Below are 13538 nucleotides of genomic sequence, written 5' to 3'. Positions count from 1 at the left end.
CACAGCAGTCTTTTTCTGTTTTTTGAACACGGGACACTGACTGATACAATTTACTGTGAAGTAAGTCATAGCAACACTTTTACATTTGTTAAAAGATTCACATATACGTAAAACCTCTATCCCGAATTGTTTGTTACACTATTCACATAAGAGATGTATTAAGAACCGCTGACCTTACTAATGAAGGAGTGTTGATGATGTTACTTGAAAAAACACAGGCATGGCAACGATTCGAAGGTGGAGAATGGATGGAAAAGATTGATGTCGCTGATTTCATCCGGCGCAATCGTTCAGAATACACAGGAGACGATCAGTTCCTCGCCGGTCCGACCGATGCAACCAACACGTTATGGCAACAAATCATGCAGTTAACAGAAGAAGAACGAATTCGTGGTGGTGTCTATGCCGTTGATGCTGCAACTCCATCTTCAATTCTTTCGCACGGTCCAGGTTACCTCAATCCTGAACTCGAAAAAATCGTTGGTCTACAGACCGATGAACCATTCAAACGTTCGATTCATCCGAACGGTGGTATCCGAATGGTCAATGATGCCTTAGAAGCGTATGGTTTTAAATCAGATGACACTGTTACACAGATTTTTAGCGAGTACCGTAAAACGCATAATCAAGGGGTTTTCGATGCGTATACGCCCGAAATGCGTGCTGCCCGTAAAGCCGGTATCATCACTGGACTTCCTGATGCTTACGGTCGCGGACGGATCATCGGTGATTACCGTCGCGTCGCCCTTTATGGAACAGCTCACCTCATTGCTGCAAGAAAAGCGGATTTGAAAGCACACGGTGGATTTTTATCAGAAGCGATGATTCGTGATCGCGAGGAGATGAACGAACAACTCCGCTCCCTTCATGAACTGACAGAACTCGGTAAACGTTACACATGTGACTTATCACGACCAGCTGAAACGGCCCAAGAAGCATTCCAGTGGGTCTATCTTGCTTATCTCGCAGCAATCAAAGAACAAAACGGAGCAGCGATGTCGCTCGGTCGCGTTTCGACCTTCCTTGATATTTATATCGAACGTGACTTGCAAACGGGTCGGTTGACAGAAGAGAGCGCGCAAGAACTTGTCGACCACTTTGTGATGAAACTTCGAATCGTCAAGTTTCTTCGGACACCCGATTACAACGAACTCTTTTCCGGTGACCCGACGTGGGTAACAGAATCAATCGGCGGCATGAGTGAAGACGGTCGCTCGAACGTCACAAAAAGTTCGTTCCGCTTCTTGCAGACACTCGTCAACCTCGGTCCGGCACCTGAACCGAACTTAACCGTTTTATGGTCACCAAAACTTCCACGTGGTTTCAAAGAATTTTGTGCGAAGATGTCCATCCTGTCTAGTTCGATCCAATATGAAAATGATGACTTGATGCTTCCGATTTATGGTGATGATTACGGGATTGCTTGTTGTGTCTCAGCAATGAAAATCGGTAAACAAATGCAATTCTTCGGCGCCCGGGCGAACTTAGCAAAAGCCTTACTCTACACGTTGAACGGTGGCGTCGACGAAAAACTCAAAATTCAAGTCGCCCCTCCTTCCGACTTGATTTTAGATGACGTGCTCGATTATGAAACCGTCATGGCCGCCTATGATAAACAATTGGATTGGTTAGCTGAGCTCTATGTCAATACACTGAATGTCATTCACTTCATGCATGATAAATATAGTTATGAGCGCATTGAAATGGCACTCCACGATCCTGAAATTTTACGGACGATGGCTTGTGGGATTGCCGGATTATCCGTTGTCGCCGATAGTCTGTCAGCGATTCGTTATGCTAAAGTCACACCAATCCGAGATACGGATGGCATTACAGTCGACTTTAAAATCGAAGGCGATTTCCCGAAATTCGGAAATAACGATGATCGTGTCGATCAAATGGCCGTCGATCTCGTCGAACTCTTTATGGAAAAAATCCGGAAACATCCAACGTATCGTGATGCTTTACCAACCCAATCTGTTCTGACGATCACGTCAAACGTCGTGTACGGTAAAAAAACCGGGAATACACCCGATGGTCGTCGCGCTGGCGAACCGTTCGCACCGGGAGCAAATCCAATGCACGGACGTGACACACGTGGTGCAGTCGCTGCGTTGACTTCTGTCGGCAAATTACCTTATGAGCATGCCTTAGATGGTATTTCCTACACGTTCTCAATCGTTCCGAAAGCACTCGGAAAAGATGAAACAACACGTATCAACAATACAGTCGGTCTACTTGACGGCTATATGGGCGGTACGACTACCCGTGGTCATCACTTAAACGTCAACGTGTTCGACCGCGCCACTTTACTCGATGCGATGGAGCATCCTGAACTTTATCCACAGTTGACGATTCGTGTATCGGGTTATGCCGTCAACTTCATTAAGTTGACACGCGAACAACAAATCGATGTCATCAACCGTACATTCCACGGTGCACTTTAACTTTTCTGAAAGGACTTGATCACTATGACTTACGGGACGGTTCACTCTGTCGAATCTTGTGGGACTGTCGATGGTCCCGGTATTCGTTTCATCGTCTTTACGCAAGGCTGCCCACTACGCTGCCAATATTGCCACAATGCGGACACCTGGGAATTCGGTTGTGGTCGAAAAGTAACACCGGAAGAAATCATCAAAGAAGCGAACAGCTATCGTTCCTTCTTTGACGCAACGGGTGGAGGGGTGACCTTCTCCGGTGGCGAACCGTTGGCTCAACCCGAGTTTTTAGAAGCCTCGCTGCGTGAAGCAAAACGAAACGGCTTGCATACCGTCATCGATACAGCAGGTTCGGTCGTCCCGAAAAACCTGGATCAAATCCTGGACTATACAGATCTCGTCTTACTCGATATCAAGCACATCGATGATGCGACGTGCCGGATTTTGACCGGGCGAAGTAACATCAATACACTAGCCTTCGCAAAATTGCTCGCAGAACGAAACATTCCCGTCTGGATTCGCCATGTCCTTGTCCCCGGCGTGACGATGACGGAAACGTTTTTACGGCAAACAGGTGAATTCATTCGAACACTCGGAAATGTCGAACGGGTTGAAGTCCTCCCCTATCACCAATTAGGTGTCTATAAATGGGAGGCACTCGGGCTCGAATATGCGCTAAAAGATGTCTTACCGCCTACCGCGGAGGAAACGTTTGCCGCGCAAGATTTACTCAACTCGTACTTGTCATGATTGATGTGACTTGATAGACTGAACACATAGTCTATGAAACGGAGGTACAATACCGAAATGAAGCAATCACTCGCTAACGTCTAATGATGAATGAACTCATCACTTTCGCAATCGCTTGCGGATGACTGACGCTACGAGTCTGCTCAATTTCGGTATTTCCCTATTTCAGGTGGATACCTTCTTTGAATTGCACTCCCGCACACCATCCGTACGCTCAGGATGGTGTGTTTTCATTTCATCTCAACCGAAATGAAACAAAGGGAGCTGAGCTTATGCCAACTGAAGTATTATCCATCCATGATTTACAAATCGATTTTGCCGGGCAGTGTCTTTTCCACGATGTCACGTTCTCCATCCGCGACGGCGAACACGTCGCCTTGGTCGGACCGAACGGCGTTGGAAAAACGACGCTCTTGCGCGCCATCCTAAAAGAAATCATCCCGACGACCGGGACAATCCATCGCACGTATGACCGGATCGGGCTCTTAGCCCAACAAATCGAACCCTCGACAAGTGTAGCAATTCAAATCGTCGAACAGGCGGATGTAACCCGTTACGACTTACGTGAACGTGCCTTAACCACTGAAGCCGTGGCCGACTACCAGGCTGCCGTTGACGCAGATGCCTTCACGCTCGAAGCCGATGCGAGACGTGTCCTGAAAGAAGTTCAACTCGAGCAATCTCTTTGGTTTCAGCCTTTGAACACACTGAGCGGCGGCGAACAGACCCGGATTCAACTTGCATGTCTACTGTTGAAGAAACCGGACTTCATCCTGCTTGATGAACCGACCAACCATTTAGATGAAGACACACTCGAGTGGCTCGTCGCGTGGACGCGTCAAACGAAGACGACGATTCTCTATGTTTCACATGAGCGTGCCTTTATCGATGCGACGGCTGACGCCGTCATTGAATTGACTGAAGCAGGAGCGGCACGTTACGAAGGAAACTATGAGATTTACCGTACGTTAAAGGAACAAGAACGGACTGCACAGTGGCATCAATATGAGAAGCAAGAACGAACACGAAAAGAACTCACCCGGATGATTGGTCAATATCAAAATTGGCATCAAAAAGCGACGGCTAGTGCAAGTGAACGAGATCCGTACGCGAAAAAAAAGGCAGCAAAACATGCGACAAAAGTCAAAGCAAAAGAAAATCAGCTCGAACGCCTACTGGAACACCGGGTCAAAAAACCGGAAACGCCGTCCCACGTCCATGTCAGATTCGAAGGAGAACATTTTTTAGCGAAACGTCTCGTTTCAGTCGATGATCTCTCATTCGACTATCCGCATCGCCGGCTCTTTCAGGATGTGTCGTTCTCCATCCAACGTGGCGATCGAATCGCGTTGATTGGTCGAAACGGTTCTGGGAAAACGACGTTATTACGTCTTTTACTTGGAGAATTGGCGCCATCTGCCGGTATCATCAAACGGCACCCGACTTTAAAAGTCGGTTACTTTTCTCAAGTTCTATCCACCTTACCGAATACCGGCACACTACTTGATGCCTTGCTTGAGACGAGCGAGATATCGGAAACAGATGCCCGGACACTACTCGCGTGCTTTTTATTTCGGCGAGAGACCGTCTATAAACCAATCGCTGAAGCGAGTATGGGCGAGAAATGCCGGATTGCCTTTTTACGCCTCTATTTTTCCGGCGCGCATTTACTCATCCTCGACGAACCGACGAATTACCTTGATCTTGCGACACGGGAACAAATCGAAGCGGCACTCGAAGTTTTTCCCGGTGAGTTGCTTTTTGTTTCCCATGACCGTTATTTTACCGATCGTTTATCAAACCGAACGATTTCCTTGACCGGTGACTTCACAGTCCATCCTGTCGGAACAAAGGCTTTACGGGAACAACGTGCTTCTGATTCGGATGGAATCCGGGCTGACTTACGGCGTTTGAATGAACTGACCGGTGAAATCGACTTTGATGTGTAATTGACGGAAGTCACATCACGAACTGACTTTTAGCACGATGATAAAAGCATGCTAACTTAAAAAGAAATACGGTACTTTTCCATGCGCCTCCCACATGCGTATCTAATTACCGCGAACGAAAAAAACGCTGATGATTCCCTGTAAAGAAGGGGAACATCGGCGTTTCGTTTACTTATCTTTTTTGATACTTTAATTTTGTATGTGCCTGCGCGTTTTTCTGAATCTTCTTCCACTTTTCTTTTTCGGCAGCTTGTAGCGCTACACTTTGCTTCCGTTCAGCATAGGCAATTTCCCGTTGCAGCTTCAGATAACTTTCCCAGCGTTCGTGCGGAAGACTTCCATCTTCCAATGCTTGGCGGACTCGACACCCGGGTTCATTGCCATGTTGGCAATCCCGGAAACGACAGTTTTCAGCGAGCGACTCGACATCAGAAAAAGTCGAAGTCAGACCGTCACTTCCGTCCCATAGTCCCAGTTCACGCATACCCGGTGTGTCGACGAGCAACAGACCGTTCGCTAATCGTTTGAGTTCACGGTGCGTCGTCGTATGCCGTCCGCGTTGATCGTCTTCTCGCACGCCACCTGTTTCCATCAACTGTTCCTCTGCTAACGCATTAACGAGTGTCGATTTCCCGACACCGGATGAACCGACGAGGACAATCGTCTCACGTGGTTCGAGAACATCTCGAAGACTTTCCAACCCGTCACCGGTCAACGAATCAATCGCAACATAAGGTGTCCCGAAGGCAATTCCTTCAATCTCAGCCAACTCGGACTCGACGGATTCCATCAGACTTCGTTTCGTCAAAACAATGATCGGCTTGACGCCAGCTTCCCAGGCGACCGTTAAATAACGTTCAAGCCGCCGGACATTAAAATCGTGACCGAATGCCATGACGAGCAAAGCTACGTCAACATTCGCACAAATGATTTGTTCTTCGACTTCCGTACCCGCTGCTTTTCTTGAGAATTGTGAGGTCCGCGGAAGAACTTGCTCAATCCGTCCTAATCCCGCTTCTCGCTCTGTCTGGATGATCCAATCCCCTACTGCGGGAAGATCTGCTTTCGTCAATGCCTCAAAGCGCATCTTTCCAGATAATTCACTAAGCGTCTCGCCAGCAGCCGTCATGACACGATACTGTTTTTGAAAGACTGCAGTGATCCGTCCTAAATTTTCATGTTCTCCTGCCTCATGTGCAGGTGGTTTACCCCATTCGTTCAAATGGTTTCCTCCTCTAATTTAAGGGAGGGAAACCCCTCCCTGTTCTCCAGTACGTGTTTGATTTACGTTGATTTGCACATTCATAAACCTCACTCCTCTCCAGTAACTTCCTTTGTATTTTATCATATGTAGCCACTTCAAAAACCGTTGGGCGATAAAGTCAGACCTTACTACTCCGCCTCAAGGCCGAGACGAATACGGTCCGAGGGGCGTCGTCGTTTTTTTCACCATCCCTTATCATAAAGGTATTAAGTAAAAGGAGGCTTCATCATGAAGCAATCAAAAGGCAAACAGGCTTTGATGATACTTGCTGGTATCGCTCTTCTCGCAGTCGTCATCGGGACACTCCCACATATGATTGGACTCGGGCTCGGTGGACTGCTTGCATTTTACGCCATCAGTAAGTTTATCCGTTCAACAAAAGTCATCGCAAAAATCGGTTTTGGTTTACTCGCAGCAGTCGGAATCGGCTTAGCCCTTTCAAACATTTGGGCGGTATTCGGTATCGCGGCAGCACTTGCCCTCTACATCGGTTACATGCGGATGAAGATGGAACGTGTGAATCCAAACGATTTATTTTCTCGCCGTCGTCGGTCAAACGCGTCTCATTTTGAAGCAGATTGGAAAGACCTCGATCAAAAACGCTTTTAATCGCTACTTATACTCAAGGAGGAATTCACGATGAAGAACGTATTCGACCAACTCAATGATTTTGCTAACCAAATGATGACGGAAGTCAAAAAGGCAGCCGAGCAAGGTGAAGTCCCGGCTAAAAAATTAGTCCGTCATATCCGGATTACCGAATCTGATTTAAAAGAAATCGACCGGCTACTCGAACGTCAACGGTCACTCCTAAGCGAACTCACACAAAAACAAGATGAAGCAAAAGAACTAGCTGATAAGCGGTTTGCCCAAGTCGAAATTGCTAAACAAGCTGAAGAGCAGGAACTTGCAGAACGCGCCGCTATCGAATCCAAACATTACGGTGAACAGTTCCGTTTCTTCGAAGAGTTGATTGTTGAAACGAAACGGGAATTGACGCAACTTGAACGGGAAGCACTCGAGTTGAAACTTAAACTCGAAGACTTGCAAAATAAACGCTATGAGTGGATGATGCGGGAAAACGTTTCTAATTTAAAATCAAAGATGAACCAGGTGCTAGAACGCGAACCAAATGCTACTATTAAACAAGAAGAACATCCGTTTACGGCAGCAGAACCGGATGTCGCAGAACAAACACCAGAAGACGACATCGATTCACGTATTGCGGAACTCGAACGTCGCTTCCAAAAATAAGTATTTTGACGAAGGAGGCCCTTGCCTCCCTTTGTCATGTCAGGGAGGAGATTGATCGTGCGACGATTAAGTACAAAACAATTAGTCGGCTACGTGTCGATCCTATTCGCGCTCGGATTATTTTATGATTTGATGACTGGAGCCGGAAACGTCTTATTTGGAATCTTATTCCCGTTCTTGTTGTATTATGTCGGGATTCATTTTCGGCGTCGCGGTCATGAAAAACTGGCCATCCTGTTTTATATCGTCGGTACGATTATCTTAGCTGGAGTCGTCTTGAGCTCGGCAGCTGTCGGATTCGTCATCGCCGGAATTTTGCTATATCTCGGAATTATCCTTGTCACCCGACACTCCGTCCGCGAATTTTTCTTTTCGAAGATTTCACCACGTCTTTATGAAGAAGAAGGCATTACGATCCAACCTGCTTACTCGTTTTCGACGCAGTCTGAAACACCTTACGTGTTAAAAGACTTGAGTGAACAGTTCATCGTCAAAGATTTAGAAATCGATTTAACGCATGCCTATGTCCCAGAAGGTGAAACACTCATCGTCATCAGTGGTGTCGTCGGAGATGTGCGTATTTTATTACCTTCAGGATATGACTATACGCTTGATACGTCGATTGGTTTTGGAAGCGTCAAAACAGATGTCCGCCGGATCCCGACATTTTTTAACCGTCGCATTCAGTTCCGGGCACCACAATATGAAGAAGCGACTCGAAAAGTCCGCATTCACGTCATGCTTGGCATCGGTAACGTGGAGGTGACCTCGATATGAAACGTGATCACTTCCCGCTCGGTGTCATCGCGCTCCAAGTATTGACCGGATTTCTGACAGCCGTCGTGACGACTGGTTTGTTTTTAAGTACACGCCAAGTCGATTGGCATGTACTTTTCGTCCGTCAACAAGATTTACCTGTCTTATTGCTTGTCGTCGGATTATCCCTGTTACTTCCGCTCGCAATCGGCAGCATCCACTACTTCTTTTTACGTCGTGACTTCAAACGTGTCACAACTGCCATCATCGAACTCGAGCAAGGAAAAGAAGTCACGATTGTCAACGGACCTTACTTCCACACACTGACCCGCCTCTCACGAATTGGGAAACGAATCGATGAACAGGTCGAGACGGTTCAAAAAATCAGTACACGTCCGCAACACGTCGAACAAGTTCGTGTCCAAGCCATCACGGAAGAACGCAAACGTCTCGCACGTGATCTCCATGACTCCGTCTCCCAACAACTTTATGCCATTTCGATGATGACGACGGCTGCCAAACAAACGATTTTGACGCAACCGGAAACGGCAGCGAAACAAATTGACTTAGTCGAGACGATGGCACAGACGGCACAATCGGAAATGCGTTCTTTATTGCTCCAACTACGTCCCGTGGAACTCGAAGGCATGACTTTACAACAAGGACTAACCCAACTGCTCGAAGAACTATCAAGGAAACAATCGACGCAATTGAGCTGGAAACTCGAACCGATTGAATTACCGCGCCCGATTGAAAATGAATTATTCCGCATCGTTCAAGAAGGCTTGACGAATGCTTTACGCCACGCGAAAGCATCGCACATGAATATCGAATTGCGTCAATTCAATGAGACAATCATCTTGAGTATGAATGACGACGGTGTCGGCTTTATCGTCGACGAGAAAAAACTCGCCTCGTACGGGATCAACTCGATGCGCGAACGTACGGCTGAAATCGGTGGGACGATTCGCCTCGTCAGTGTGCCCGGTCAAGGAACACAGATTGAAGTCAAACTTAGAAAAGAACGGATGGTGCAAGTATGATACGCGTATTATTAGTCGATGACCATGAAATGGTTCGCGCTGGAGTCTCTGCCTTTTTATCGACCCAACCTGATATTGAAGTGGTCGCAGAAGCTGCTGACGGACAAATCGGAGCGAAACTTGCTCTTGAACATCGCCCTGATGTGATTTTGATGGACTTAGTCATGGAGCCGGTCGATGGTGTCGAAGGAACACGTCTGATTCGCGCCGAGTGGCCGGAAGCTAAAATTTTAGTCGTCACAAGTTTCTTAGATGATGAGAAAGTTTATCCCGTCATTGAAGCCGGTGCGATGAGTTACGTCCTAAAAACGGCAAGCGCGTTTGATATTGCGGAAGCAATTCGCAAGACAGCGAGCGGACAATCTGTCATGGCAGCTCAAGTGACAGGTAAGATGATGGAACGCCTGCGCAAACCTGCCAGTCAACTCCACGACGATTTAACGGAGCGTGAACAAGAAGTCTTACAGTTGATGGCGCGCGGTATGGCTAATCAAGAGATTGCAGACGAACTGTTCATCTCCCTAAAAACAGTTAAAACGCATGTTTCCAACATTTTATCAAAGCTCGATGTCGTCGATCGGACGCAAGCCGTCGTCTATGCCTTTAAGCACCACATCGTGAAATAATCTTTTACTTAGTTTTTGCACTCGTCTACGCATCCATTCATTAAAAAAAAGGGTCAGCTTATCAAAGCTGGCCCTTCAGACTGTAAACAACGTGCGATTGGGAGATCAAGCGTCATGTTTCGTTGCTTTCCTCGGGCGAGGCGCAAGCCGTTGCTCCTTGGATCCTAGCGGACAACGAGCAGGGTCTTGCCTGCCTCTGAAAGTGCGTTAAAAACGCACTTTTTCCCGCAGGAGTCAACGAAAAGTGACGCTTTTCAAGTAATACCGTGAGGGAAAGCCGAGCATGTAGACAATTTAGAGCGCAATCCGTCTCGAATCGCTTAGAACCCCGAAAAGCAATCGGTCGCGACCCTGCAGCTTTGCTGTAGCGGCGTGACCGGTTGCCGCTTTGAAGACGAGGCGAGACAGGAAAGCACGAACGGAGTGCTTCTCAATATAGCATTTTCACCCTTCAGCGTGTATAAAAAGTCCTAGTAAGCTATCAGCACTTTTCGATAGGGCTACCAGAGTTTCCAACCTGGAGCTCCAGGAGGCGCATTATCAATCATGTGCCAAATCGGTACTGTGTAAGCAAACGCAATCAAAGCAAACGTCACGAAAATCCAAAGTTTCCAGTTCTCAAAGAAGAGTGGTGTCTTCATCGCTGCTTCCTCTGTTTCCGCGACAGGAAATTCAGTACTTCCTTTCGGTGTCCGGAAGGCCAGTTGGAACATCGCAAACAAGAATAAGAGGATTGAAATAAAGAGGATCGTACCACCGATTGCCATCGCAACGTGATAGGGAATCCAATCTGCGACGAGCGAATCTTTGAAATATGCCGCAGGACCCGTCCGTCTCGGATTGCCAAGTAAGCCTGAAATATGCATCGCAGTCGACATAAAGAGCATACCAATCGTCCACGTCGCCGTCTGGATGAGACCAATTGTATTGATCCGTTTTGTTAAGGTCCGTCCTCGTAATAATGGAACAAGCCAATAGGCCGTTCCAAAGAACGTCAACGCGACTGCAGCCCCGACTGTGATATGGAAGTGACCTGTCACCCATAAAGTGTTATGCACGACGATATTCAATTGGTGGGAAGCATTGACGACACCACCGGCTCCAGCCGGGATGAAGAACAACATGCCGACGAACGGTGCAAGAAAGCGGACATCCCGGTACGGCATTTTCTTGATCCACCCAAATAGTCCGGTCGCACCTTGACGACGACCTGCTAGTTCAAATGTCGCAAACATCGAGAATGCTGTCATCAATGAAGGAATGATGACAAGGAACGTCAAGACGACTTGGATGTACTTCCAAAATGCTGATATACCGGGTTCGAGCAACTGATGGTGAAAACCAACAGGGAACGAGAACAATAAGAACAGTAAAAATGACATTCGTGCTAAAGCATCTGAAAAAATCTTACCCCCGACAATCTTTGGAATGACCGTGTACCATACGATATAGGCTGGCAATAACCAAAAATAGACGAGCGGATGACCAAAATACCAAAATAATGTTCGGGATAATTCAATCCCGACCTTATCCGTCCAACCGAGTGATAACGGCAAGAGTTGAAAGAGAATCGTCGCTGCGACACCTAGCGTGGCGATGACCCACAACAAAGCCGTCATGATGCTCATATAGGCTTGAAGTGGTGGATGGACATCCTTATGTTCTCGTTTGTAATCCGCGTACATCCGGAACATTGCGGCAGAAGAAACCCATGTTCCCACAACGAAAATCACGAGTCCGATATAAAAAACAGGGTGTGCCTTCAGCGGCGCATAAAACGTGTAGAGAACGGATGCTTCACCTGCTAACACCATCCATGTGACAAGGAGGACACCGACAATCATCAACCAGAATCCAACCCAGCCCAAGCGTCTCGGAAACTCTTCAAAACGCCCGAACGACTGTCCTAAAAATGAAAATAAAAGTCCGAATATGAATAATGTCGTAAAGACAATCGCAAGCATTAGTCCGTGAGCCGTCAGCAATTCATAATAACCGACTCCAGCAATTTCTGGAATGACTCCAGTACGGACGAGTGTCTGTAGTAGACCACATAGTCCACCGATCAGTAACGCCACAAGTGAAAAACTGACGTAGGCAAATCCGAGTTTTGCTTCTTTTAATCCAATCTCTCCTGCGGGGATTCCCCGCTCCATCTCAAACTCCATTAATTTTTTCGAAATCGCATTCATTTATTCCACCACCTTAATCTTAGTCGACATCATGTGATGCGCCGATCCACAATATTCGTTACAGACAATTAAATATTCGCCAGCTTCTTTGAATGTGTACTCGATTGAATTGATATGTCCGGGAACGACCATCATATTGACGTTCGTCTTGACGATTTCAAATCCATGGACGACATCTTTCGACGTCACCAGAAAATCGACGGTCGCGCCTTTTTTGATAATCATGTCTTGCGGTGTGAACTGGAAAGCTTGTGAGACCATGACGGCCTCATATTTATTGTCGTCAATTTTTTTTAGACCCGGTTTATCAAATGGCTTCGTCTGATCGACTTGCGTCGGGTCAATCAATGTTGCGTCCGACGGTGGTTGATTATCAGAAGCGAATGCTGATACGCCAATGATGATTAAAAAGACTGCCAACATGATACAACCGAATACTAACCATATTTTTTCTAAACGATGAATATGCACCCTGATTCCCCCTTATCTTGAAGTGAATAATAAAAAGATTGATCCCCACATTCCGATGATGACTCCGGCAACGATAAATACAGCGATAAACGTTCCCTTCAGTTCTGTATCTGATTTCTGACGCATGATCAGTAGCTCCCTTCCGTCGTTGAATCGGTGACTTAACCTACCTTTATTTTAGAAAAAGACACCCTTCGTAATATGTGATAAACGTCACACCAATTGTGACGATTTCGCGCTTTTCTTTTATAAAACACACATAAAGTTCACAACTTGTTACGTACTGAACATATTACGTACTGAACATATTTTGAACCGCTACTGTTTGTGCGACACAAAAAAGGACCACATTCAAAAAGAATGTGATCCTACAGCGTGTAGACAAACTATTATGAAGAGTGAACATACTATAACGAGAGGCAATCCGTTCGCGCGTCCCTGTCTCGTCTCGTCTTCAAAGCGGCAACCTTCCGCGCCGCTACAGCCAAGCTGCAGGGTCGCAACCGATTGCTTTTCGCGGTTCTAAGCGATTCGAGACGGATTGCGTGCTAAACCGTCTGCATGCCAGGCTTTCCGTCACGGTATTCCTATAAAAAGCGTCACATTTCGTTGACTCCTACGGGAAAAATTTCGTTTTCAACGCACTTTCAGAGGCATGCAAGACCCTGCTCGTTGTCCGATAGAACCAAGGAGCAACGGCTTGCGCCTCGCCCGAGGAAAGAAACGAAAAAAGACGCTTGATCTCCCGATAGCACGTTGTCTACAGCCTGAAGGACCACATTCAAAAAGAAT

At 46.9% G+C, this 13538-nt stretch carries 12 protein-coding genes; 8 read left to right on the top strand and 4 right to left on the bottom strand.

What is annotated here, in order from left to right:
- Positions 1–197: 197 nt before the first annotated feature.
- The 3 genes from pflB to abc-f all read left to right on the top strand — a co-directional run bounded on the left by pflB (position 198) and on the right by abc-f (position 5140).
- Positions 198–2447, top strand: a complete 2250-nt coding sequence (gene pflB / locus A0126_RS02990; protein ID WP_088836395.1) for a formate C-acetyltransferase — start codon at positions 198–200, stop codon at positions 2445–2447.
- Positions 2448–2471: 24 nt separating this feature from the next.
- Positions 2472–3191 carry a pyruvate formate-lyase-activating protein gene (gene pflA / locus A0126_RS02985; RefSeq protein WP_088836394.1) on the top strand — a complete coding sequence of 240 codons (720 nt, stop codon included), beginning with the start codon at positions 2472–2474 and terminating at the stop codon, positions 3189–3191.
- Positions 3192–3463: 272 nt separating this feature from the next.
- Positions 3464–5140, top strand: a complete 1677-nt coding sequence (abc-f, locus tag A0126_RS02980) for a ribosomal protection-like ABC-F family protein (protein ID WP_088836393.1) — start codon at positions 3464–3466, stop codon at positions 5138–5140.
- A 172-nt stretch (positions 5141–5312) separates the two neighbouring features.
- On the opposite strand, the gene rsgA is transcribed toward abc-f, so the two are convergent.
- Positions 5313–6362 carry a ribosome small subunit-dependent GTPase A gene (gene rsgA / locus A0126_RS02975; protein ID WP_088836392.1) on the bottom strand — a complete coding sequence of 350 codons (1050 nt, stop codon included), beginning with the start codon at positions 6360–6362 and terminating at the stop codon, positions 5313–5315.
- Between the two features lie 270 nt (positions 6363–6632).
- Here rsgA and A0126_RS02970 point away from each other — a divergent pair, with 270 nt between their 5' ends.
- From A0126_RS02970 to A0126_RS02950, 5 genes are read left to right on the top strand one after another with little or no spacing between them, the layout of a single operon-like run.
- Complete coding sequence (locus A0126_RS02970; protein ID WP_029332726.1) at positions 6633–7013, top strand: lmo0954 family membrane protein; 381 nt, start codon at positions 6633–6635, stop codon at positions 7011–7013.
- 30 nt (positions 7014–7043) lie between these two features.
- The gene (locus tag A0126_RS02965; RefSeq protein ID WP_088836391.1) at positions 7044–7658 is read left to right on the top strand and encodes a hypothetical protein; all 615 of its coding nucleotides are present in this window, start codon (positions 7044–7046) and stop codon (positions 7656–7658) included.
- A 57-nt stretch (positions 7659–7715) separates the two neighbouring features.
- The gene (gene liaF / locus A0126_RS02960) at positions 7716–8435 is read left to right on the top strand and encodes a cell wall-active antibiotics response protein LiaF (protein WP_029332724.1); all 720 of its coding nucleotides are present in this window, start codon (positions 7716–7718) and stop codon (positions 8433–8435) included.
- A complete protein-coding gene (locus A0126_RS02955; protein WP_034801180.1) occupies positions 8432–9457 on the top strand; it encodes a sensor histidine kinase in 1026 nt (341 codons plus the stop codon). Before liaF ends, A0126_RS02955 begins: the two co-directional genes overlap by 4 nt.
- Positions 9454–10083 (top strand): response regulator, encoded by a 630-nt coding sequence (locus tag A0126_RS02950; protein WP_029332722.1) that lies wholly within the window; start codon positions 9454–9456, stop codon positions 10081–10083. Before A0126_RS02955 ends, A0126_RS02950 begins: the two co-directional genes overlap by 4 nt.
- Before the next feature lie 500 nt (positions 10084–10583).
- Here A0126_RS02950 and A0126_RS02945 read toward each other — a convergent pair whose 3' ends face one another.
- From A0126_RS02945 to A0126_RS19085, 3 genes are read right to left on the bottom strand one after another with little or no spacing between them, the layout of a single operon-like run.
- Positions 10584–12275, bottom strand: a complete 1692-nt coding sequence (locus tag A0126_RS02945; RefSeq protein ID WP_088836390.1) for a b(o/a)3-type cytochrome-c oxidase subunit 1 — start codon at positions 12273–12275, stop codon at positions 10584–10586.
- A complete protein-coding gene (locus A0126_RS02940; protein WP_088836389.1) occupies positions 12276–12746 on the bottom strand; it encodes a cytochrome c oxidase subunit II in 471 nt (156 codons plus the stop codon).
- Between the two features lie 12 nt (positions 12747–12758).
- Positions 12759–12872 (bottom strand): cytochrome C oxidase subunit II, encoded by a 114-nt coding sequence (locus A0126_RS19085; RefSeq protein WP_152638917.1) that lies wholly within the window; start codon positions 12870–12872, stop codon positions 12759–12761.
- Positions 12873–13538 lie beyond the last annotated feature (666 nt).

The sequence above is a fragment of the Exiguobacterium sp. N4-1P genome, from assembly GCF_002214325.1.
The sequence above is the reverse complement of the archived record's forward strand: the minus strand, read 5'-3'. Positions and strand labels throughout refer to the sequence as shown.